Here is a 21,627-nt window from a genome sequence, read left to right as displayed (position 1 = left end):
ACAGTCAGCTCTTCTGTTATTTATTTGTCTACCTTAATTCAAATAGGTTTCCCTTATCCTTTGAAGGCCTCCTGCAATTCCGCAAGATTAAATTTTTTCATATTGAGAAATGCCTTTGTTACACGAGTAACCTGCTCCGGTGTGCCCTTACTCATCATCTCGTCCATCTCTCTCGGAACAATCTGCCAGGATACGCCATACTGATCCTTCAGCCAGCCGCATTGTTCGGCTTCAGGAACGGCGGAGAGCCTTTCCCAATAGTGATCAATCTCGGCTTGTGTATCGCAGTACACCATAAATGAAAAGGCCTCGTTAAAACTAAATTTATGCTCATGAGCGCTATCCATTGCGACAAACCACTGATTTTCTAGGAGAAATTCAGAAAACATAATGGTTCCTTCTATGTCAGGTTCCATACCTTTAGGATAGCGGGCGATATGCCCTTGCTTTGAGTTCTTAAATATGGATAAATAAAATTGAATCGCTTCTTCCGCATTGCCGCATTGATCTCCGACGAACAAAAGTGACGGTATCATAGATGGACGCTCTTCACCTTCTGGATTTGTAAGTATTAATTGCCAGGACAAACCATATTTATCCTGTACCCAGCCATACCTCTCACTGAACGGATACTTGTCTATTGGCATTAACACAGTGCCATCCTCGGATAATTTGTTCCAGATAGTATTTATTTTTTCCCTCGCATCTTGTTCCCGCGATGGGTCAAAATTAACCATGATTGACACGGATGGATTGATTTTGAAAAAAGGCCCGGCACTGATGGCCATAAACTTCTGTCCCCATAGCTGAAACGTAACAATATCTGAGTCACCTGATGGTGTGTCATGAATTGTGGTTATATTCGTAATTTTTGAATCAGGGAAGATCGAAGTATAAAACTTGGCTGCTTCTTTTGCTTCCTTGTCATACCATAAATGCGGAACAATTTTTTGATTTATTCTCGACATTGTTATTCCTCCATTTTTCTAATATTTAATCGCTGCACCCAAAAGTTACAGCCAATTGAAAAAATGTGATTATAAATTTCGTAAATAATCACAGCCTTACTTCAATAACTCCCTGAGTTCCTCTGTCATTTGTTTTACTAACTCTGGTCTTCCATGAAACTGAACAGGGGTATTTTGAAAAAGTTTGATGCGCCATTTTTCATCAATTCTTACTACCAAAAGAGTGTGATGGGTGTTTACATTAGGATTAATATCTGACTGCTGTGGTGGTACCATTCCAGCAATTGCTCGTAATAGAACGATGTCAGAGCTTAGAGCCTGAACACTCTTAACTTTGCTAACAAATCTAGCAGTTGGATGGTCTTCAAAAATTGGATTTAGGTGCATGAATATTTCTTCAACTCCGATAGATTGACTACCATCAAAACCAATGCTCTCACCATCTTCGTCAAATAATTCGGCCATACCTGATGCACTTCGTCTATTCCAGGCTTCTATAAGTTGCTGATAAACAGCTTGTACTTCAAGTGTTATATCCATCATGTCCACTCCTTGCAATAAAATTACGTTCAAGGGTAATTTTACCAAACGAATAGATGTTCGCACAATATGTAAGTTTTAATTTAAGGCTATGGTAATAATAAACTTATTTAGAGAATGAATGAAACCCTTAGAGATTAATTCATTCTAAGGGTTTTTGCTGCCATATTGATAAAGCTCGCTATTACTACATCATGAACGTCCATGTGACAGATTCTATGCCTTTTTTCTTTCTTTATCTTCTTTAGACTCTGCAGGAGTTGATTGCTTCTCTGGAGCGAACCACCCAATCATGGCAATAGCGATTAATACTCCATAGAAAGTAAGTGTCCAAGCAGTACTATGCGGAAAATCATGATCTAAGACGCCGATATCCTCATGGGCAAGGGTAATGACAGCAAGCTTGACTCCGACCCAAGCAACAATGGCATAGGCCGTAGTTTCCAATGCTGGTCGTTTTGCAAGAAGCTGTAAAAACCAAGTTGCAGCAAACTTAATTAAGATAAGGCCAGCAGCTCCTCCGAGAAGAACAACAATAAACTTTCCTGCATCCATACCGCCGAAATTACCAAGTGCTGTATCTGGAAGACCGAGGGCAAGAGCAACAGCAGCAAGGATTGAATCAACTGCAAAGGCGAGGTCAGCTAGTCCGATCTTTCCAACTGTTGGCCAGAATCCTTTGCCAGCTGCTTCTTTTTCATCATCCTTATGAATATCCTCGTTCTTTTTCCCAAAACGTGCCTGAATAATATGCTTTAAGCCTAAATAAAGTAGATAAGCTGCACCAACAGCCTGGATTTGCCATATGTTAGCAATGAACGAAATGACAAAAAGTGCAAAAAAACGAAAAAAGAAGGCTAAAATGATACCATAATTTATCGCTTCTCTTTTCTGATTTTCGGGTAAATGCTTTGCTATTACTGCAAGTACAAGAGCATTATCAGCTGATAATAATCCTTCTAAGCAGATTAGAATGACCAATGCCCAGGCATATTCTAACCAGATTGACTCCATCCCACTTCTCCCCTTTCACAAACTGAAGCACTTATTTCTGGGACAAGACGGTAAAGTGATCTTCCTATCAATACTATCACCGATTAACCTTTGTCTACTCACTTTTCGGATCTATTTGATAGGACTTTTTTTCTGGTGCAAACCAGCCTATTAGTGCAATGGCGACCAAAATGCCATAGAAGGTCAATGTCCAAGGTGTACCGTGAGGAAAATCATGATCTAAGACGCCGATATCCTCATGGGCAAGGGTAATGACAGCAAGTTTGACTCCAACCCAGGCAACAATAGCATAGGCTGTTGTTTCCAGTGCTGGACGTTTTGCAAGAAGCTGTACAAACCAGGTTGCTGCAAACTTGATTAAGATAAGACCAGCAATCCCTCCGAGTAAAACAACCATAAATTTCGCTGCATCCATACCGCCGAAATTGCCAAACTGTGTATCTGGAAGACCAAGAGCAAGAGCAACGGCAGCAAGTATCGAATCAACTGCAAAAGCGAGGTCAGCCAGTGCAATCTTCCCAACTGTTGGCCAGAAGCCTTTGCCTGCTGCTTCTTGTGCATCGTCTTTATGAATATCCTCATTCTTTTTTCCAAACTTCGCTTGAATGACATGTTTTAAGCCTAAGTATAAAAGATAAGCTGCACCTATTGCCTGTATCTGCCATACGTTTGCAATAAACGAAATTATGAAAAGTGCACCAAATCGAAATACAAAGGCCATTATTATTCCATAATTTATCGCTCTTTTTTTCTGATCATCAGGTAAATGCTTGGCTATAACTGCAAGTACAAGCGCATTGTCAGCCGATAACAAGCCCTCTAATCCAATTAGAATTAACAATGCCCAAGCATACTCTAACCATATTGACTCCATCCCACTTCTCCCCTTTTCTAAAAGTTATAATGTATTTTTAATCGAGTTAACATTAGATTTCCCATTTAAACTATAGGTAATTCTATGGAAAATACTTAAAAGGTTTTGACTGTATGTATCCTTTTTTATGGATCTAAACCACTTAATTTGTAAAAATTTATCTATTTATTTAACATTTTTATTTTGAAATATCAGGTATTATTAACAGTAATACTAAATAAAAGGAGTGTTAGTATGTTTTCAGCTGAAAAAGCCTGCCTTGTTGTTGTGGATATACAGAGAAAACTTGCAACTATTGTGGATGAAAGCGAATCAATTATTGAAAATACGGCAAAGCTTGTGCAAGGGATGCAAGCACTTGAAGTACCGATTCTGTGGCTGGAACAGAATCCAAGCAGATTAGGACCCACAGCTTCAGAAATTTCACAGCACTTGGACGGCCATCCGATCACTAAGATTGCTTTCAGTGCATGTCAGGAAGAGGAGTTTATGGAGGCTATAAGGATGAACGGCCGTACACAATTTATAATAACTGGCATTGAATCCCATATTTGTGTATACCAAACAGCAAGACAGTTAAAGGAACAAGAATTTGAGGTTGAAGTCGTCGTGGATGCAGTATCTTCTCGCACAAAGGAAAATAAGAAAATTGGCTTAACCAAAATGCAGTCACTTGGTATTTTGCCTACAAGTACTGAAATGATTTTGTATGAGCTGATGCAGCAAGGCGACCACGACCAGTTTAAAACAATTCTACGCTTAATCAAATAAACAGCCAAAAGATAAAAGTAGTTTTACATAAAAAATAAGTGCCAACAAGAAAAAGGTAGTGCTATTTCTAATAAAAAGGTGGTAGAAACATGAAACTAGGTGCATTCTCTGTTAGCTTAAGCGTGAAGGATATTCATAAATCGAAAGAGTTTTACGAGAACCTTGGATTTAAAGATTTAGGTGGAGATATTTCACAAAATTGGCTGATTATGAAAAATGAAAATTGTATCATTGGTCTGTTTCAAGGAATGTTTGAAAAAAATATCCTTACTTTTAATCCAGGCTGGGATGAAAATGCCCAAAACCTTGAAGCATTCACAGATGTTCGAAAACTGCAAAAGCAACTTAAAGAAAAAGGAATTGCAATCATAACAGAAGCCGAAGAATCAGGTGAAGGTCCTGCGTTTTTTACCCTTGAAGATCCGGATGGAAATCAGATTCTTATCGATCAGCATAGATAAATAAAGGTGAGGGGCTGGGGACCATAGCATCAAAGCTTTCGAGTTGAGGTGCCTGCCCCTAGTCCCTAATGCATGTTTTTTAAAGGAAAATCCTTAAAGTTAAAGACAAACGATTTTTCTTCCTGTACCTGCTCATCCTGAAGTAATTCCACATGATCTCTTCTCTTCAATTCAAATTCACTTAACATCTCTATACCAAACTGCTTACTCTGTACCGCTTCAGAAAGGATTGGCGCTAATAAATAAGCATCCTTCATCCCTGTATTTATTCCAACTGCTCCGGTTGGTGTCATGGTATGGGCAGCATCGCCAATTATAACTAATCCATCCTTGACCCACGTTTGACTTTTCGAGCTGAAAACATCTAAAAAGACAATATCCTTCCATGAGGTAAGATGTTGATGCATGGGTTCTATTAATTCTGGAATATTTTCCTCCAGTGGTGTTAATAGGAATTTAAATGGGGATTGTTTTAGTTCTCCAAAGGTTCCCTTTTCAATGTTCCATCCAATTTGAACATAGCCTCCTGTCTGTGTAAAAAGAGCCAGCTGTTTACCATGCGTTAGCAGCAATCTGACGGTCGGTTCCCAGCCAGATGGGGAAGGTATTTTTGCCCATAAAACATCATAACCATGTTGAATCATTTCAACTGGAATATCCGCAAGCTTTCGTACAATTGAATAGCGACCATCCGCCCCAATCACAGTGGAACAATTAATCCTCCATTCTTCCTTTCCACTTATTGCTACTACTCCACAATAAGCACCATGATCATCCTGTATTAACCCGCTGCACTTTGTCTTTAACATTAGATAGAAATTCTTGTACTGCTTGGCTTCCTCAAGGATTGTCCTAATTAAATGGGCTTGAGGCACATGAATTCCAACATGCTCCTCACTTCCTTGCGGGTGAATCTCTTTTACTATACGTCCATGCTCAATGAATTCTACCCTCTCCATTCTGAGCAGACCTTTTTCTTCTATCTTTTTGAACAAATGAAGCTCTTTTAACATTTCTTCTGTTTCAGCACTTATATGTTCCCCTCTAAAAGGAGGAGTATCACCAGAGGAGCGGTCAATCACTAATGTAGATATGCCCATTTTGGCCAACAGGTAACCCAATAAGGAGCCGCTCGGCCCAGCTCCAACAATACAAACCTCTACATTGATTGTTTTGTCGCCCATATTTGCCACCTTTTTCTTTTTACAGTTGCAGTTCTTACTCATTAAAAAGCAACAGATAATCGATTCGTCAAAATATCAGTGAATTTTCTTTTTAAAAAGTCATTTTGGTAAAGGTCATCTGAAGCTAATTGGAGAAATTCATCTTTCGACAAACCAATTTCATCCTCAAAAAATTTAATATCTAAATCCTCTTCATAAACGGCAACAATAAAATCGGCTGCTTCCTTCGGAGCACCAAATACATGAAAAGAGCAGGATATATACTTCGACTCTTCCCAATCGCGATTAAAATCCTGTGTCCATTGCTTTAGCATTTCAAGCGAATGGTCATGATCATGATCCCATAAAGTGATGAGATCATAAAATAGATTCTCCATTTTCTCAATCAGCTGGACTTTTTCCGGATATGTTTCCTTGTATTCATAAAGATTCTCACCTAAATCCTCTTGAAAGTAGTACGGATAATCCATATTCTCTCCTTTTATAATGCCAGTAAACGCTGTTGGCAGGTAGATGTACTGCAAAAAGCCAAGCACACTTTGAACATTAGGATAGACAGCCCAGCCATCCTCAGCTTGATTGCTATAAGAATTAAGAATAACCGGACTAATGATTATCGAGTCATGATTAATCGACTGTTTATCGAAAAGACCGTACCAAAACTTTTCGTTTTGACTGATTTTGTTTCTCCAATATTCTGAAATGGAGTATTTACTTTTTCTCATACTTCCTCCTTTAAACTTTCTTGTATTTTCTTAGTATCTAATTGTGTGTTCGAAATCATGAAAGTCATAAATTGGTAATCAGTTTAATGTAAAAAGCCGAAGGACTCCTAAAGGAATCTGTTCGGCTTTTCATTTATCGTTTGGTACATAGTATGAATACTATTCAAACAATGGGCTAACTGCTTTTTCATAATGAATTCGATCAATGGCATCTGCTAGTAATGGTGCAACGGAAATGGTTTTTACCTTTTGAATTTTCTTTTCCTCAGGAAGCTGGATCGTATTGGTAACAACCAATTCTGTAATCGGGGACCATTCAATTTTCTCTTTAAATTCTCCGGTGAATACAGAATGGGTACAGCAGGCATAAATGGCTTTAGCTCCGCTTTCTGCTAAAGCCTTAGCTGCATAGGAAATGGTCTTTGCTGTATCAATCATATCATCAATGATGATGGCATTTTTTCCATCCACATGTCCAATAACGTTGATTGCCTGAGCATCTAATTCTTCCGGATCTCTTTCATCTATAAGTGCGAGTGGAACATCCAGCAAATCGGCAAGTTTTCTTGCTCTTCTAATACTCCCGTGATGTGGTGATACGACAACCACATCCTCTAACCCTTTGTTTTCATAGTACTGTGAAAGAACTGGAATTCCTGTTAAGTGTTCCATCGGAATATCAAAGAAGCCTTGCATTTGGTCCGTATGAAGGTCAATGGAGAGGACTCTTGTAGCGCCAGCCTTTTCCAATAAATTTGCTACCAATTTCGCCGTAATTGGTTCTCTTGGACGTGCCAATCTATCCTGACGTGCATATCCAAAGTAAGGAATGACTACATTAATTTGACTTGCAGAAGCCCTTTTTAAAGCATCAATCATAATCAAAAGCTCCAGCAAATGTTCATTGACAGGATCTGAAGTGGATTGAATGATAAAAACATCACTGTCTCGCACCGTTTCTTCTATATGTATTTGAATTTCCCCATCACTAAACCGAGATACATTCACTTTACCTAGCTCATAGCCTAATATCTCGGCAATTTCTAATGCCAGCTCCTGGTTTGAATTTAGTGTAAAAAGCTTTACTTTATTTTTTATCTTACTCGACTCCAATCCATTTACCTCCATACGAGTTTCTTCTACAAAATTCGTTTTCGTTTTTCTTTTATTATAACTGTTGATACGGTTATTTGCGAAGCGGAACTTTGGCAATATTTAGAACATATTGTGTAAGTTCCTTATAGTCCTCAAAAGATTACCTGCAAAATATGTTTTTGTACGTATTAAGACCATTTTAAGTAGCCAATAATAAAAAAATCCAATTACTCATTTTTGATGAGAAATTGGTCTTATTATCATTTCCTTCATATTTTATTATTTGCTTCAATTTTAACTATTTTGTTCCAAGGTAATTACTACATTTCCCTTCTTGTGTCCTTTCTCTACATATTGATGAGCTTCTACAATCTTTTCGAACGAATAAGTTCTATCTATAACTACATTTAATTTTCCTGATTCAATAATTTCTTTAAGAAAGTTTAACGCTTCGGGAGTTTCAGGTGCATTTTGACTCATAATGATTTTTTTTCGGTTTGAGAATGTAGTCCATAGCATATGAATTGTTGGAAGCGGCTCAGTAATATTTATATAAGTACCGCCTTTCTTTAACGATCTATTACATGCAGAAAACGAACTTTTGTTTACAGCTTCGAATATTATTGTGTAGCTCTCTTCTGCACTAGAGAAGTCCTCCATCGTATAATCAATCACTTGGTCGGCTCCAAGAGATTTTACCCATTCTAAATTCGATGTACTGCATACCCCAGTAACGCGTGCACCAAAATACTTAGCAAGCTGTACAGCATAGCTTCCGACACTTCCAGATGCCCCATAGACAAGAACCTTTTGACCGCTTTGAATGTTTGCTTTTCTAAGAAAGTGCAATGCTGTTCGTGCACCAATTGGAATGGCCGCAGCTTCCTCAAAAGTGAGATTAAAGGGCTTAAGAGAAACCGATCCATTTTCAGAAAGACATATATATTCGGCATAAGCACCAAAACCGACTAGGGTAGCGCCAAAAACTCCATCACCTGGCTTAAACCTTTTAACTGCTTTTCCGACTGACACAACTTCACCTGCAAACTCCATCCCTAATATTTCTTTTTTAGGTTTTCTGAAACCAAGTGAAATACGTGCAGAAAGCCAAAAAGCTTTAGGAACAGAAAGACCCCGCGCCCTAATATCGGCCACTGTTACAGTTGTTGCTTTTACTTTAACGAGAATTTCATTATCCTTTGGGGATGGCATTTCGATCTCTTTTAGTTGAAGAACTTCAGGTGGACCGTATTTTGTATATACAATGGCTTTCATTCATTCTCCTCCAAATTCTATATATAACTAACATACGAATAGGATCAAGAAATAGAACAAACTAAGGTATATGAATCTAGGGGTTATTAATCTTTAGGAAATACCATATGACGACCAGTCGCTGTTACAACAAATATTGAGAGAATATAAAAAAAGGATCCAACGTTGTGATCCTTTTTCATCTAACTTGTCCTTCTAGCAGCATCCACCTGTATTCCCTAACATAGAAATCCCATTACCAGCTCCGCTGCGATCAAGAGTAAGGTTTTCTGTATAGGGTTCAATGAATGGGTCAATTGCTACTTTTATGCTATTAATGGTAACGATTATATCATCTAATTCCGGCTCATCCAGAGTCAGTTCAATTCTTGGCTCACCTCAGCCATAGCCATCAAAAAAGAGACGAATATTCGCTGCATTCTCTTCTCTGAACATTTGCTTAAATTCATCACGGGCTTCATCTGTGATAATCATGTTCATTCCCCCTGCTGTTGTGTTCGATGCTTATTATAAACTAAAACAATAAAATGATAATATCATTTTGCTTATTTAAGTGACCTTACAGATCTTTTGTTCATCTAAATAGCTAATTTTTGAGAATGGAGTAATCGTTTATTTTACTAAGTTAACTAAAGGACGATTCTTTGAAATTTAAGGTTCCGTCATTTTCATAAAAATCGTTTTGTCAAATCTGGCGATGGAAGTATACAGCTATTCTTCTTTCCGAACCATTTATATCTGTTCTTCGCAATCATTCCATAAACATAATCCCGTAAAGGTTTTGGGGTAATTATCAAATAATGTAATAGCTTCCAACCACCCTCTAAATTTCTACAAACCCTAAGGGCGGCTGTGGATTTGTAGAAACATTTTTCTCCTTCAACGAGAATAAAACTGTCTAAATCGGCAGGGATACGATGCTTCTTTAATAGCTGTTGTCCGACATCACTTTGTTTAGAAGTGAAATGATATAAGGCTTGTTTGTCTCTTTTGATAATAAATTGAACACTAAAGTCGCAAAGATTACATTCTCCATCGAATAGGATAATGTTCATGAAACTGCCTCCTTTCTAAAATATATTATCAAATATGAATGAGTTACAAAAAATCGAAAGCACCATCTACATTTAAGATGGTGCGTTATCTCGTTTCCACTATTATCATATCACTAATGAGTCTTTAAAAAAGTTGGTTAAGTAATCGACATTGGTTATTTTTTTATTGCATTCACGGCTGTCGGCACAGATAAGATTGCCGATGGATTTGTAGTAATCAGGGTTTTTAGAACTTTTTGCTTTTGTGACGGTAGAAAAAAAAGCAACCTCACCAAAACCATGGCAGATTGAACAAATATTCTTTTTACTTGTAGGTGAAAGTTTACATTCAATGCCAGCCATTGTTCCTTCCAACTCATAGACAATATATTTCTTATTAGATCTAAGGTCATTCCAGCTTAAGTAAGTTAACTGACTGTGGTCTATTTCAGAAAGATCAGGCATTTTTAATTTTTTATTCTTTGGAAACATTTTTTTTAGCTGCTGTTCCGTAATCCTTGGAAATGGCAGTAAATAATCTAAAAGCCGCTGAATGTATTGGTCAAACTCTCCATCTGTTTTCAAACTAGATAGGTCCAGCATTTCTTGTTGCTCCAATGATGCATATGGAAAGAGCTCCAAAATTTTCGCATTACTTATGTCAATCACTGCGGCCATAACTGCAGGGGGCACATTCTTTTTAGCAGAATCTTTAATATAAGCAATTTGTTTTTTGATAAAATTTAACTGTTCATTTTTAATAAATCTCTCAGTCATTACGTGTCTCTCCTAACATTTACAATGTTTCTTTTATTTATTTTAGAGAATATAACACGAATTTAAAATGTAAAAGTTGATTTAGAAACGTTTTATACATAAGAAACAGCACTGATGAAAGATTTCCATCAGTGCTGTTCAATTACTTTTTATTTGAATAAACAATTTTCTTAATGGTTTCAGCTGACAGATGATATTCATTAGCTAGCTGCTCGATGCTGCTTCCGCTGCTAAATGATTGTCGAATGGCAGTATTACGGCTGTCAAGCAGACGTCTTGTGCCACTTGAAGTACCCCATTTCAGATACTCTGTTTCCGGCCTCGGAATATAAAGGGCTGCCCCTTGAACGTACTTTTGAATTTCCATGATTAGCTTTTCAGGTAAAACCTTGTTTGCGTTAATATATTTCAATCTTGCCCGCTCCCTTATTTTAATTTTTTATAAATAAGGTGCAAAGCCAAAATAGAAGAAAAGCTTGATCAGCGATCGATTAATCGTTTCGCCCCATGCAAAGTATCGCTTTTCCCATAATAGGCTTTGCATGAGTGGAAGAAGTACCAGACAATCTTAAATGATTCTCCAACTGTAAGCACCCCCTTTACTGTTCATTATAAGAAATTTACTCATCAAATGGAATGAAACATGATTGTTTTTTTATATTTAAAAGGCTCTAATATTATCTTTCTTTATTCCTGCTTTTTTCTTTAATATATTTCCTGGCGTTTTTCATCCCGCCCATGCTGTGAAACATTTCGTTTATTTTCTCTTTTTCAATCATTCTAGAATTTAAGCCATCATATTTCGTCTCTTTTTTAAGCTTCCAATAGCTCTCCAGTCTGTCGACAGACAATATTTGATCATTAATCGCTTGTTGCACCGCGCAGTTAGGTTCACTTTTATGAGTGCAATCGCTAAACCTACACTTTGAAGCCAGCTCATCGATATCTGCAAAGGATTTTGTTAGGTCAGCACTAATAATCCCGAGCTCCCGCATTCCTGGAGTGTCAATCACAACACCTAAATTCGGAAATATGATCAAATCACGTCTTGTAGTGGTATGTCTGCCCTTATCGTCACTTCTTATCTCGCTCGTGTCTAATAGACTTTGACCGAGTAGACAATTAATCAAGGTTGATTTACCCACTCCTGATGAACCGATGAATGCGAGGGTCTTACCGCTGGAAAGATACTTTTGCAAGGAACGATACCCATCATTAGAAATACTTGTTGTAACCAGTACATCCACGCCAAAAGCTATGGAGGCTACTTCTTTTAATTTGACGTCTATATCGTTACATAAATCTGATTTTGTCAGCACAATGACCGGAATAGCACTGCTATCCCAGGCAATGGAAAGGTACCGTTCCAGTCTGCGTAGATTAAAATCATTGTTCAGTGACATACAAATAAAAATCGTATCAATATTTGCAGCTACAACCTGTGTATCCGTTGTGTTACCTGCCACTTTTCGTTCAAAAGCACTTTTTCGGGTTAATACATGATGAATAATTCCATTGCCCTGTGAGTGATTGGTTCGATCCACTAGAACAAAATCCCCAACAGCAGGATATTCAGACAGACTTTTTACATTATGACGGAACTTACCAGATATTTCTGCTGGAAGTTCTCCATTACTCGTTATGACCTTATAACCGTTCTTATATTGAGATGTGATTCGACCTATATATAAGTCCTTATATTTATTAGCTTCCTGTATAAATTCTTCAGTCAGTCCAATGTTTTTCATATCTATATGGTTCAATTTTGTTTCCTCCTAAAGTTTAATCCTAACTTTTGGGAGGTCTCATGCATGTATTAGTTTGCACCTACCTCCCGGGTTAGCGCAATCTCAGCATTTGTCATTTTTGACATCTAACAACAGCTCCTATCTACGTTCAATTACCATTAATTATAACTTATTTTCCATTCCATTTATATTCAGGATTTGTTGTGTATTGTTAGTTAACATAATATTATTATACTTCACTTTAGTTCGTCATCCTTATTTTAAAATAAAAACCCTCTCCGCTAGGGAAAGGGACTACATACTAACATTTATAATTTTTCTACTGCTTCTATTTTTTCAGGAACGGCAATTAACCCACGTTTTACTTCACAATGGATTAAATTAAGCTCTTCATCTAGTTTTACAATCAGTACAAACGGTTCGTCGAATTTAGATTGATAGCGCAGGTCAAACCATTGGACCACATAGCCGTCCTTGATCTTCAGCACCTTCGCATGAAGATAATCGGTATGCATCCGCAAATAATTTACAAAAACATGCTTTTTTGAAGAGGCAATAATTTCATTATAATCGCTTGCTTTCATTAAGACTTTTGACCAGGTGATTCGGTTAAACTCATATTTTCCAAGTTTATAATGATGCTGAAAGCTGGCAACAATCCCCCAACGATAAAGGCTGGACGTTGGAAGAAGCGTATAGGATACTCCGGATTCACGAAGCCGTAGCAGTACTTTTTTCACCCTCAACTGGGATAAATATCGAAGGAAGATATAGATTAAGATTATTATATAAACAAACAAAAAGATTATTCGCGGTGAAAAACCGGCAAACCAGAAAATAATTCCCCCGACATGGAGAGCTGAAATGAACGGATCGATAATCGGCAGGAGATTTAATGCGAACCATTTTTGTGTAAACGGCCGAAATGCTTGTGTTCCATAAATATTACAAATATCGAAAATGACATGCAGGATTACAGCTAACAATGTCCACATCAAAAAGGTCAAAAAGTACTTTCCCCCATTACCTATCGCAGCTATGACAGCAATCGTGAGTGCCAGCAAAAGCTGTGAATATAGAGAATGACTCATCCCTCTGTGCTTCTGTAAATAAACATTATTCCCCTTGAACCTATAAATGAAATCAATATCTGGTGCATTGGAGCCTAGTATGGTACAAAATAACATAGAGGCAAGCAGTTCCGGATGACTGGAGACAGTTGGATCTAGTAAAGACAACCCTGCTAATCCCACACCTGTTAGTACATGTGTTGATGTATCCACATTGGTGGACCTCCTTATCCTTTTACCATGCTATTCTGTGAACCTTGCCAATAATAGGTTTTCAGAACATCATTTACAATCGTATCCGCGGCATTTGGTACATGCAGCTTGGTTAAAGCTTTCTTCATTTCTGACAATGTGGTCTCGCTATAAAGCAGTTTATATATCTGCTCGACTAGCAGGTCCCACTTTTCATATAAAATGGCAGCTCTCTTGCTTTGGAAAAATTCCGCGTTCTCACTTTCCTGCCCTGGTGTTGCACCTGTAAGAATAATTGGTACGTTCTTGACGACTGCCTCTGACAGGATAATTCCACCGGGTTTTGTCATTACACAATCGGCTAATTCAAACAATTCAGCCAGCTGGTTGATATATCCAAAAACACGAACACGTGTTTCGTGCTTAAATTTCAGCTGCATTTCTTCATATAGCTGATTATTTTTTCCGCAAACAATGAGTATTTGTAGGGTTTTGTCTTTCTTGAGGTCATCGCAAATATATTTAATTTCCTTCGTCACCCCGTACGCACCTGCCACAATTAAAATGGTCTTACAATTTGGTTTCAGCTGGTATTTATGTTCCAGGGTTTGTCGGCAGAAGCTTTGATAAAATTGGGCTTGAACAGGTATTCCTGTAACAACAATTTGGTTTTGTTTGATGTTATTGGCGATTAAATGGGATTTAAGCTCCTGTGTCGCAACATAGTATTTATCAATTGAAGGATGTATCCATGAATGATGCAGGCAATAATCTGTTACTACATTATAAGTTCGGACAGCAGAATTTGCTTTCATGAGAAAATGCTGAACGGCTATGGATGGAAAGGTATTAATGATGATGTCGGGCTGCTCTTGTTGAATAATCCTCATAAGCTGGGAATAGCCATAGGAGAATATTTTTAATGGCCTGCTTTTAGTTATTTCCTGACTGCTATAGTAAAATAGCCGATATAGCTGTCTGCCGCTCTTCGTATAACTTTTTAAATAGAGCTTCTTTGTCCATTCATGTAAGCGTGGGTTTGTCTCTTGGTAGATATCTCGCACCACAACATTTGCCTGATTTTTATGAAGGAAGCATTCTTCAAGTGCACGCGCTACTTGAAGGTGGCCATTACCGTAATTGGTTGTTAATATTACTACCTTTGGCTTCCGCATGTTAGCACCACTCCTTTGTTGTTACCGCCTCTATAAATAAAAAGTTCGTTTATTAAGGATTTACTCTGATTGTGTGATTGATTTCAAGCAGGTTTTGTCCAAGGCTTGATTCATGTACATGGGGTATCTATATTTGTGACACAGCAAAAGAGGGATACAGGTTAATCGCTGAATGGGAGGGTTAAATGGTATAGGTATAGCTGTTTGGAAAACTGAATGACTATATCTCATCACTTGTATGTCAACATCTTCCGGATATCGCTTTATTGTTCGTATACTTCCATTTATCTCCGGAATAACTGTAAATCGCATCTGTAACATTCCCTTCTTTGAAAATTGGCATTCTTGAAATTTCCTATTAGCACCACTGTACCAAAGAAATATTGAGAATCTATTGAGCCAGAGTTAACCTTTTCAAAAATGCCCAAAAAATTAATAACGTAAGATTTATAATTGGACCTTTTAAAATAGACTCAGGAGTTGAACTACATATTCGATTTTTATAATTGACCAATTTTTTGTACACACTAATACTTATGGAGGTATGTACAAAATGAAACTAAAAATTATACTAAGTTTATCAATATTTTCTCTCTTATTTTCAACAGCAGGGTTCCTGCAATGGCAGCAGCAAAATCAACGAGAATCTAAAGTTTATAAACTGCAATCCAATATCAATTATTTGAATGCAGTTCAAATAAATTATGAAAGCGCTGAGTTTAACCCGCAACTTAACTCTGAGTTAACAAATGTTGAATGGAGAATACATGACCCATTTAAGCCTAGGGAATATGTAAGAAAAGTACAGTTTTGATTTACAAAAATGACAAAAGGCACCATAATTACAATATTCTTCAGGAATAAATTAAGGGAAGTCAAAGGACTTCCCAATTTTATTATTCATTTACCGATGATTGATCCATTACTTTCTTATTATATTCCTTTAAGTCATCTCTTACCGTTTTATCCCAGAGTTTAACTCCCGAATGATAGGCCGCCCTGTTAATTAAATGACCGGAAACCGGAGAAGTCATAAAAAGAAAAACGATTCCTAAAATTAGCCGGGAATTAAAATGACCTTCAAGGGCATAAAAATATAGAAAAGTTCCCAATAAAATAAACATGACTCCGAGTGTAGCAGCTTTTGAAGCTGCATGATTTCGCGTATATACATCCGGAAGTCTAATCACTCCAAAAGTAGCAATGAGACAAAGCACGGCACCTGCTAAAATAAAAAATCCTATGAGTATATTAATGATTACGCTCACGTTCAATAATAACCCCCTTTTCCAAATACTTTGCAAACGCTACTGTACCGATAAAGGCAAGAATACCGATTAAAAGGATGATTTCAAGAAAAGCATAGGAGTTTAAAACAACTGAAAACAATGCGGTAATCGCAACTAGGTTTACGCCAATCGCGTCTAAAGCCACTACTCTGTCTGCTACACTGGGTCCTTTTATAACACGATAAATTAATCCGAGCATGGAAATCGAGCAGAATAATAAAGCTAATCGAATAATAATCTCAAGCATTACCTGCTCACCTCCAAAATAGCCTTCTCAAACGAATTCTTGATACTGTCAATCTCGTCTTCTACCTCGCCGATATTCATTGCATGAATAAATAATGTTTTATTATCTTCTGATACATCAATCACTAATGTACCTGGAGTTAAGGTAATTAAACTCGAAAGAAGAGTAATTTGCCAATCCTCAGTGAGGTCTGTATTCATCGAAAAAATGGCAGGTTTCATATCTAATTTAGGGCTTAAAACAATTTTAACGATCGCTACATTGGACAAAATGAGCTCCTTAATAAATATTAAAATTAGCTTTATAAAGGACCAAAACCGAAATAAATAAAAACGGCTGTGGAAATAGCGTCTAAATAAAAAAATAACGAGAAGACCGAAAATATACCCTTTTACAAAACTAATCGGATCGTATGATACCTTAATAAACATCCACAAAAATCCCAAAATTACATTTAATAATATTTGAAATGCCATAGCTTATTCACTCCTTTAAGACAGCATCAATATAACTATCTGGATTAAGTAATGTATCTGCTGCCTGCGTAAAATACGGTAATATGGATTCAGAGCCAATTCCGTAAAGAGCTGAAATGACTACTAAAACAATAGGAGCAGCAAGTAGATATCTTGCAGGAGCTTTTTCCTCTCCAGCATAAGTACGGTCCAGTCCCCAAAATCCGTTAATGAAAATTTTCATGACTGAAAAAAGGACTAGTAAACTAGACATCAAGACAACAGAAGCGCCAAAAATGCTTTCTCCTTCAAATCCACCTTTTACAATTAGAAGTTTCCCAACAAAACCACTTAATGGCGGAATACCAGCAAGTGCTATAGCAGCTATGAAAAATGTCCAACCAAGACCTGGATAACGGTTCATCAGCCCGCTGACATTCCGTAAATCACTTGTCCCTGTAATTGAAATGACAATCCCAATCAGTAAGAATAATGCTGCTTTAATAATCATGTCGTGAATCAAATAATTAACAGCTCCTGTTATGGAAGCTGTGTTCGAGACGGAGACTCCATACAAAATTACCCCTACTGCGACAATGATATTATAAATAATGATCTTCTTCATATCCCAGAAAGCAATGGCACCTATCACACCTAATACAATAGATAAAATCGCTAGAACAGAAAGAAGTCCAAAAGCATCCATATCATGATAAAAGAAAAGTGTATAAGTTCTTGTTATCGAATAAACTCCTACCTTAGTTAATAAGGCACCGAAAAGGGCTAGAACAGGAACAGGTGGTGCGTAATAGGAGCCTGGCATCCAAAAGTAGAGTGGAAAAATGGCTCCTTTTAATCCAAAGACGATTAAGAACAAAACTGCAATCACCGTTAAAATCCCAGGCATCCCGTTTACACTAATTTCACTAATTCTAGCGGATATATGCGCCATATTTAATGTACCAACTACAGAATACAAATAAGCAACGGCAATTACGAATAATGCGGATGAAATAACATTCACGAGCAAATACTTAATCGATTCCCTTAATTGAAGCTTTGTTCCCCCAAGCACTAACAGCACATAGGAAGACATAAGCATAACCTCAAAAAAGACGAATAAATTAAAGATGTCTCCTGTGGTAAATGCACCGTTTACCCCAACTAGTAAAAAATTATATACGGCATAGTAGTAATGCTCCTCACGTTCTTTACCAATTGTTTTAAATGAATAAATTAAACAAACAAACCCGATTACACTCGTTGTTAGAACTAGAAGTGCGGCTAACATATCAGAGACCAGAGTAATCCCAAATGGAGCATCCCAGCTGCTGACCTTCAGGGATTGTATCCCTACCTCTCGTACTTTCTGTACGACAAGCCATGATACAATAATGGTCGAGATGGAAGATATAACAGCAACAACTCGCTGAGCCATGATAGTTTTATTTAGAAAAATTAATATTGCCCCAGTAAATAAGGGGATTAATATTGGTAAAATGATTAAGTTAGTCATCTTTCTCCGTTCCCCTCATTTCTTCTACATTATCTGTCCCCAGCTCTTGATAGGAGCGATAAGCTAAAACCAAGAAAAAAGCTGTTACACCAAAGCTGATGACGATGGCTGTTAAAATTAGCGCTTGTGGCAGTGGATCTGTATAGCTTTCTGCATTTCCTCCTAAAATGGGGGCATCTCCTCTTTTTAATCCTCCCATGGTAAGGATAAGGAGATGTGCGCCATGGCTCAACAAGCCTGTACCGACAATAATGCGTAATAAACTTTTGGACAGCATGAGATAGGTCGCTGTCATAAATAAAATGCCAATAACAATGGCCATTACTATTTCCATTATTCATCCTCCCCTATTGTTTGAATAATGGTCATCGTTACTCCGACAACAACAAAGAAAACACCTAAATCAAAAAGGGTGGCTGTATGAAGAGATAATTCCCCCAATATCGGTAATTGAATATGGCCGAAAGCATGGGTTAAAAACGGAACATCAAATAAAAGCGATCCTGCACTCGTTCCAATGGCAAATAGCAGTCCAATTCCCGTAAGAATTCGATAGTTTATCGGTAAAATTTCTGAAACGGTTTTAATATCATAGGTAATTAAAAGTAGGATAATTGCACCAGCTGTCATCAATCCACCGATAAATCCTCCGCCTGGATAATAATGGCCTGCTGTGAAAATGTAGACTGAGTACAGGACAATCATGAAAAGAAGAGCTTTAATAGCTGTTTCAAGTATGATATTGTTAGTTCTTCTCATCCTTCTTTCCTCCTGTTCAATCGTAATTTAATCATGCCGAAAATCCCCAATGAAGCGATTGCCAATACGGTAATTTCAAAGAGCGTATCAAAGCCACGGAAGTCTACTAGAATGACGTTTACCATGTTTTTACCGGCAGCCTCTGTATACGTATTCTCTACGTAATACTGTGATATGGAGTCAAATAATTTATGGCTGTGAGCGGAAAGGGTTATAAGTGTTACCATTGCACCTACTCCTATAGAGATGAGGGCGTTTGTTAATCTAAATCTCATACGTGTCTCAATTTTTCTTAATTTTGGCAAGTGATAGAAGCAAACTAAGAATAGCGCAACCGAAATGGTTTCTATCACTAACTGTGTTAAAGCTAAATCTGGTGCTCTAAAAAGCACATAGAACAGTGAAACGGTATAACCAATTGCACCAAGTAAGATAATAGATGTCATTCTTGATTTAACGAATAGTATACTAATTGAGCCCACAACAACAAAAATGGCCAAGACTACTTCATATATGCCTATGGAGGATACATTGCTTGTATCTAATTTAAATGCATTCTTTCCTATAAGCGTGCTTCCCAGAATAAAAATAAAGAATATAAATATATAAACTAAATACGATCGAATCGATCCGTTCATATAACTATTCGTTAACTTATTGGAGCCTGATTGTACCCCTTCTAACATGGAATCATATAATCGATTAAGAGAAAGCTTTTCTGGGATTTCCTGATAGATTTTTTTCCATTTATGATGTGTTTTAAATAAAATTATTCCTAAGATAACAACCCCTAAAGTCATAAACAATTCAATAGTAAATCCATGCCAGAAGGAAATGTGAACGATAAACTCTCCTCCTTCTCCTAATAGACTTGGAAGAATCGAGGCCATCGCTGGTGAAATAAGACTCTCGGATAATAGGTTCGGGAAGAATCCAAATATGATGACTAATGAAACTAATATGACCGGTGAAAACAGCATTCCAATTGAAGCTTCATGTGGCTTTTTATCCAGTTTTTCAGGCTGATATTTACCCGAAAATGTTCTAAAAACAAGAATCATACTATAAATAAATGTAAAAATACTTGCAATCCAAGCTAGCACTGGAAATAAAATCCCCAACGTTTCAAGTCTGAATAAATCCATTTCAGTTACATGAACCATTGCCGTAAAGAACATCTCTTTACTTAAGAATCCATTAAATGGCGGAATTCCTGCCATTGAGAAAGCTCCAACAATAGAGATCGTAAACGTTATCGGCATGAAATGCATTAATCCGCCTAATTTACGTATGTCCCTTGTTCCAGTTTCATGATCGACGATTCCCGCTGCCATAAATAAGCTGCATTTAAATGTAGCATGGTTGATTAAGTGGAAAATAGCAGCTGTAACAGCTACCGTAAAGATGTTATCATCCAAATATTCATAATGCAGTGCCGCTGCCCCAACTCCGAGTAATGACATGATAAGTCCTAATTGACTGACTGTTGAAAACGCTAAAATTGCCTTTAAATCCGTTTGTTTGACCGCGAATATAGAACCCCAGATCAAGGTCAGCATTCCGGCACCTGCAACTAACCAGAACCAAAGGGCATGCTCCCCGAACACAGGCGTGAAACGTGCGACCAAGTAGATTCCAGCCTTCACCATCGTTGCCGAGTGTAAGTAAGCACTAACCGGCGTAGGTGCTTCCATTGCATCCGGAAGCCAAATATAAAATGGAAATTGAGCAGATTTTGTAAAGGCACCAAGTAGAATACAAAGCAGTGCAGGCACAAACAATACATGGCTATATATTTCGTTACCCTGTGACATGATTTCTGTCAGGCTAAAGGTTCCAGTTATGATGTTTAGAAGAATGATTCCACCCAGCATAGCCAGTCCGCCGAATACTGTGATAAGCATTGACTTTTGTGCACCATAACGAGATTTATCTCGTTCGTACCAGTAACCAATTAATAAAAAGGATGAAAAGCTAGTGAGCTCCCAAAATGCATACATCACGATTAAGTTATCTGAAAGAACAACTCCCAACATAGCACTCATGAAGAGCAGTAAATAAACATAAAAGTTGTTAAGTTTTTCTTTATCCTTTGCCAGATAGTAAATAGAATAAAGGACAACTAAAGCACCAATTCCTGTAATTAGTAAGGAAAACAATAGTCCAAGTCCATCGATTTTCACTGTGAAATTTATTCCTAATGAAGGTATCCAGTTAGCCGTTTTAATGATTGATTTCCCGCTCATTGTAGTCGCTAAGAACGAGATAAAATAGAAAAACAATAAAATAGGTAAAGGCAATACAAACCATCCTGTATGAATCCGACGAAATCTGTTGTAAAATGCCGGAATAAATATTGACAGGAGTAATGGAGCTACGATTGCCAAGTGTAGATAAGACAAAACAAAACCTCCTTAATTCTTAAGTAGCAAAACATGTTAATATAACTACACTTTGC

At 37.3% G+C, this 21,627-nt stretch carries 24 protein-coding genes; 3 read left to right on the top strand and 21 right to left on the bottom strand.

Translation table 11 applies throughout. The annotated features are described in order from the left end of the window. Positions 1–53: 53 nt before the first annotated feature. From ACHUFV_RS02450 to ACHUFV_RS02435, 4 genes are all read right to left on the bottom strand, one after another. Complete coding sequence (locus tag ACHUFV_RS02450; RefSeq protein WP_394232019.1) at positions 54–968, bottom strand: VOC family protein; 915 nt, start codon at positions 966–968, stop codon at positions 54–56. Positions 969–1,064: 96 nt separating this feature from the next. Beyond that, positions 1,065–1,508 (bottom strand): SgcJ/EcaC family oxidoreductase, encoded by a 444-nt coding sequence (locus ACHUFV_RS02445; RefSeq protein WP_394232018.1) that lies wholly within the window; start codon positions 1,506–1,508, stop codon positions 1,065–1,067. 216 nt (positions 1,509–1,724) lie between these two features. Then, positions 1,725–2,522 carry a TerC family protein gene (locus ACHUFV_RS02440; RefSeq protein ID WP_394232017.1) on the bottom strand — a complete coding sequence of 266 codons (798 nt, stop codon included), beginning with the start codon at positions 2,520–2,522 and terminating at the stop codon, positions 1,725–1,727. A 94-nt stretch (positions 2,523–2,616) separates the two neighbouring features. Further along, a complete protein-coding gene (locus ACHUFV_RS02435) occupies positions 2,617–3,396 on the bottom strand; it encodes a TerC family protein (protein WP_394232016.1) in 780 nt (259 codons plus the stop codon). Between the two features lie 234 nt (positions 3,397–3,630). On the opposite strand from ACHUFV_RS02435, the gene ACHUFV_RS02430 reads away from it, so the two are divergent. Both ACHUFV_RS02430 and ACHUFV_RS02425 read left to right on the top strand, forming a co-directional pair. Then, positions 3,631–4,167, top strand: a complete 537-nt coding sequence (locus tag ACHUFV_RS02430) for an isochorismatase family protein (protein WP_394232015.1) — start codon at positions 3,631–3,633, stop codon at positions 4,165–4,167. 89 nt (positions 4,168–4,256) lie between these two features. Next, positions 4,257–4,628, top strand: a complete 372-nt coding sequence (locus ACHUFV_RS02425) for a VOC family protein (RefSeq protein ID WP_394232014.1) — start codon at positions 4,257–4,259, stop codon at positions 4,626–4,628. A gap of 65 nt (positions 4,629–4,693) precedes the next feature. On the opposite strand, the gene ACHUFV_RS02420 is transcribed toward ACHUFV_RS02425, so the two are convergent. The 10 genes from ACHUFV_RS02420 to ACHUFV_RS02375 form a co-directional block, all read right to left on the bottom strand. Continuing rightward, complete coding sequence (locus ACHUFV_RS02420) at positions 4,694–5,812, bottom strand: FAD-dependent monooxygenase (RefSeq protein WP_394232013.1); 1,119 nt, start codon at positions 5,810–5,812, stop codon at positions 4,694–4,696. Positions 5,813–5,853: 41 nt separating this feature from the next. Next, positions 5,854–6,537 carry a hypothetical protein gene (locus ACHUFV_RS02415; protein ID WP_394232012.1) on the bottom strand — a complete coding sequence of 228 codons (684 nt, stop codon included), beginning with the start codon at positions 6,535–6,537 and terminating at the stop codon, positions 5,854–5,856. 159 nt (positions 6,538–6,696) lie between these two features. After that, the gene (locus tag ACHUFV_RS02410) at positions 6,697–7,665 is read right to left on the bottom strand and encodes a ribose-phosphate diphosphokinase (protein WP_394232011.1); all 969 of its coding nucleotides are present in this window, start codon (positions 7,663–7,665) and stop codon (positions 6,697–6,699) included. Between the two features lie 261 nt (positions 7,666–7,926). Next, entirely contained in the window at positions 7,927–8,907 is a 981-nt protein-coding gene (locus ACHUFV_RS02405) for an NAD(P)-dependent alcohol dehydrogenase (RefSeq protein WP_394232010.1), read from the bottom strand. Between the two features lie 668 nt (positions 8,908–9,575). Continuing rightward, complete coding sequence (locus ACHUFV_RS02400) at positions 9,576–9,962, bottom strand: thiol-disulfide oxidoreductase DCC family protein (protein WP_394232009.1); 387 nt, start codon at positions 9,960–9,962, stop codon at positions 9,576–9,578. A 105-nt stretch (positions 9,963–10,067) separates the two neighbouring features. Beyond that, on the bottom strand, positions 10,068–10,718 hold the full coding sequence (locus ACHUFV_RS02395) for a FusB/FusC family EF-G-binding protein (RefSeq protein ID WP_394232008.1): 651 nt from the start codon (positions 10,716–10,718) through the stop codon (positions 10,068–10,070). Between the two features lie 142 nt (positions 10,719–10,860). Then, positions 10,861–11,130: a CD3324 family protein gene (locus ACHUFV_RS02390; RefSeq protein WP_394232007.1), complete on the bottom strand. Its 270-nt coding sequence runs from the start codon at positions 11,128–11,130 to the stop codon at positions 10,861–10,863. Between the two features lie 265 nt (positions 11,131–11,395). Beyond that, positions 11,396–12,481, bottom strand: a complete 1,086-nt coding sequence (rsgA, locus tag ACHUFV_RS02385; protein ID WP_394232006.1) for a ribosome small subunit-dependent GTPase A — start codon at positions 12,479–12,481, stop codon at positions 11,396–11,398. 293 nt (positions 12,482–12,774) lie between these two features. Beyond that, the gene (locus ACHUFV_RS02380; protein ID WP_394232005.1) at positions 12,775–13,749 is read right to left on the bottom strand and encodes a metal-dependent hydrolase; all 975 of its coding nucleotides are present in this window, start codon (positions 13,747–13,749) and stop codon (positions 12,775–12,777) included. A gap of 14 nt (positions 13,750–13,763) precedes the next feature. Further along, a complete protein-coding gene (locus ACHUFV_RS02375) occupies positions 13,764–14,903 on the bottom strand; it encodes an MGDG synthase family glycosyltransferase (RefSeq protein ID WP_394232004.1) in 1,140 nt (379 codons plus the stop codon). Between the two features lie 553 nt (positions 14,904–15,456). On the opposite strand from ACHUFV_RS02375, the gene ACHUFV_RS02370 reads away from it, so the two are divergent. Then, complete coding sequence (locus ACHUFV_RS02370; protein WP_394232003.1) at positions 15,457–15,717, top strand: hypothetical protein; 261 nt, start codon at positions 15,457–15,459, stop codon at positions 15,715–15,717. An 82-nt stretch (positions 15,718–15,799) separates the two neighbouring features. On the opposite strand, the gene mnhG is transcribed toward ACHUFV_RS02370, so the two are convergent. From mnhG to ACHUFV_RS02335, 7 genes are read right to left on the bottom strand one after another with little or no spacing between them, the layout of a single operon-like run. Beyond that, positions 15,800–16,171, bottom strand: a complete 372-nt coding sequence (mnhG, locus tag ACHUFV_RS02365) for a monovalent cation/H(+) antiporter subunit G (protein ID WP_394233351.1) — start codon at positions 16,169–16,171, stop codon at positions 15,800–15,802. Beyond that, positions 16,155–16,439: a Na(+)/H(+) antiporter subunit F1 gene (locus tag ACHUFV_RS02360; RefSeq protein ID WP_394232002.1), complete on the bottom strand. Its 285-nt coding sequence runs from the start codon at positions 16,437–16,439 to the stop codon at positions 16,155–16,157. Before ACHUFV_RS02360 ends, mnhG begins: the two co-directional genes overlap by 17 nt. Next, positions 16,439–16,915, bottom strand: coding sequence for a Na+/H+ antiporter subunit E (locus ACHUFV_RS02355; RefSeq protein ID WP_394232001.1), 477 nt, complete (start codon positions 16,913–16,915; stop codon positions 16,439–16,441). The genes ACHUFV_RS02360 and ACHUFV_RS02355 overlap by 1 nt, the downstream gene beginning before the upstream one ends. A gap of 7 nt (positions 16,916–16,922) precedes the next feature. Then, complete coding sequence (locus ACHUFV_RS02350; RefSeq protein ID WP_394232000.1) at positions 16,923–18,410, bottom strand: Na+/H+ antiporter subunit D; 1,488 nt, start codon at positions 18,408–18,410, stop codon at positions 16,923–16,925. Further along, on the bottom strand, positions 18,403–18,744 hold the full coding sequence (locus ACHUFV_RS02345; RefSeq protein ID WP_394231999.1) for a Na(+)/H(+) antiporter subunit C: 342 nt from the start codon (positions 18,742–18,744) through the stop codon (positions 18,403–18,405). Before ACHUFV_RS02345 ends, ACHUFV_RS02350 begins: the two co-directional genes overlap by 8 nt. Then, the gene (locus ACHUFV_RS02340; protein WP_394231998.1) at positions 18,744–19,169 is read right to left on the bottom strand and encodes a Na(+)/H(+) antiporter subunit B; all 426 of its coding nucleotides are present in this window, start codon (positions 19,167–19,169) and stop codon (positions 18,744–18,746) included. The genes ACHUFV_RS02345 and ACHUFV_RS02340 overlap by 1 nt, the downstream gene beginning before the upstream one ends. After that, on the bottom strand, positions 19,166–21,571 hold the full coding sequence (locus tag ACHUFV_RS02335) for a Na+/H+ antiporter subunit A (protein ID WP_394231997.1): 2,406 nt from the start codon (positions 21,569–21,571) through the stop codon (positions 19,166–19,168). The genes ACHUFV_RS02340 and ACHUFV_RS02335 overlap by 4 nt, the downstream gene beginning before the upstream one ends. Positions 21,572–21,627 lie beyond the last annotated feature (56 nt).

The organism is Niallia oryzisoli (assembly GCF_043641075.1).
GTDB classification, from domain to species: Bacteria; Bacillota; Bacilli; order Bacillales; family Cytobacillaceae; genus Bacillus_BD; species Bacillus_BD oryzisoli_A.
Note: the sequence above shows the minus strand (reverse complement) of the source record. Positions and strands in the feature narration are given on the sequence as shown.

Excerpts from the sequence above, each read along its gene's own strand:
- ACHUFV_RS02350 (WP_394232000.1), bottom strand. The coding sequence starts at position 18,410 with ATGACTAACTTAATCATTTTACCAATATTAATCCCCTTATTTACTGGG.
- ACHUFV_RS02415 (WP_394232012.1), bottom strand. The coding sequence starts at position 6,537 with ATGAGAAAAAGTAAATACTCCATTTCAGAATATTGGAGAAACAAAATC.
- ACHUFV_RS02345 (WP_394231999.1), bottom strand. The coding sequence starts at position 18,744 with ATGGAAATAGTAATGGCCATTGTTATTGGCATTTTATTTATGACAGCG.
- ACHUFV_RS02340 (WP_394231998.1), bottom strand. The coding sequence starts at position 19,169 with ATGAGAAGAACTAACAATATCATACTTGAAACAGCTATTAAAGCTCTT.
- ACHUFV_RS02425 (WP_394232014.1), top strand. The coding sequence starts at position 4,257 with ATGAAACTAGGTGCATTCTCTGTTAGCTTAAGCGTGAAGGATATTCAT.
- ACHUFV_RS02450 (WP_394232019.1), bottom strand. The coding sequence starts at position 968 with ATGTCGAGAATAAATCAAAAAATTGTTCCGCATTTATGGTATGACAAG.
- ACHUFV_RS02405 (WP_394232010.1), bottom strand. The coding sequence starts at position 8,907 with ATGAAAGCCATTGTATATACAAAATACGGTCCACCTGAAGTTCTTCAA.
- ACHUFV_RS02410 (WP_394232011.1), bottom strand. The coding sequence starts at position 7,665 with ATGGAGGTAAATGGATTGGAGTCGAGTAAGATAAAAAATAAAGTAAAG.
- ACHUFV_RS02375 (WP_394232004.1), bottom strand. The coding sequence starts at position 14,903 with ATGCGGAAGCCAAAGGTAGTAATATTAACAACCAATTACGGTAATGGC.
- ACHUFV_RS02430 (WP_394232015.1), top strand. The coding sequence starts at position 3,631 with ATGTTTTCAGCTGAAAAAGCCTGCCTTGTTGTTGTGGATATACAGAGA.
- ACHUFV_RS02395 (WP_394232008.1), bottom strand. The coding sequence starts at position 10,718 with ATGACTGAGAGATTTATTAAAAATGAACAGTTAAATTTTATCAAAAAA.
- ACHUFV_RS02400 (WP_394232009.1), bottom strand. The coding sequence starts at position 9,962 with ATGAACATTATCCTATTCGATGGAGAATGTAATCTTTGCGACTTTAGT.
- ACHUFV_RS02355 (WP_394232001.1), bottom strand. The coding sequence starts at position 16,915 with ATGGCATTTCAAATATTATTAAATGTAATTTTGGGATTTTTGTGGATG.
- ACHUFV_RS02420 (WP_394232013.1), bottom strand. The coding sequence starts at position 5,812 with ATGGGCGACAAAACAATCAATGTAGAGGTTTGTATTGTTGGAGCTGGG.
- ACHUFV_RS02440 (WP_394232017.1), bottom strand. The coding sequence starts at position 2,522 with ATGGAGTCAATCTGGTTAGAATATGCCTGGGCATTGGTCATTCTAATC.
- ACHUFV_RS02370 (WP_394232003.1), top strand. The coding sequence starts at position 15,457 with ATGAAACTAAAAATTATACTAAGTTTATCAATATTTTCTCTCTTATTT.
- ACHUFV_RS02360 (WP_394232002.1), bottom strand. The coding sequence starts at position 16,439 with ATGCTTGAGATTATTATTCGATTAGCTTTATTATTCTGCTCGATTTCC.
- ACHUFV_RS02435 (WP_394232016.1), bottom strand. The coding sequence starts at position 3,396 with ATGGAGTCAATATGGTTAGAGTATGCTTGGGCATTGTTAATTCTAATT.
- ACHUFV_RS02445 (WP_394232018.1), bottom strand. The coding sequence starts at position 1,508 with ATGGATATAACACTTGAAGTACAAGCTGTTTATCAGCAACTTATAGAA.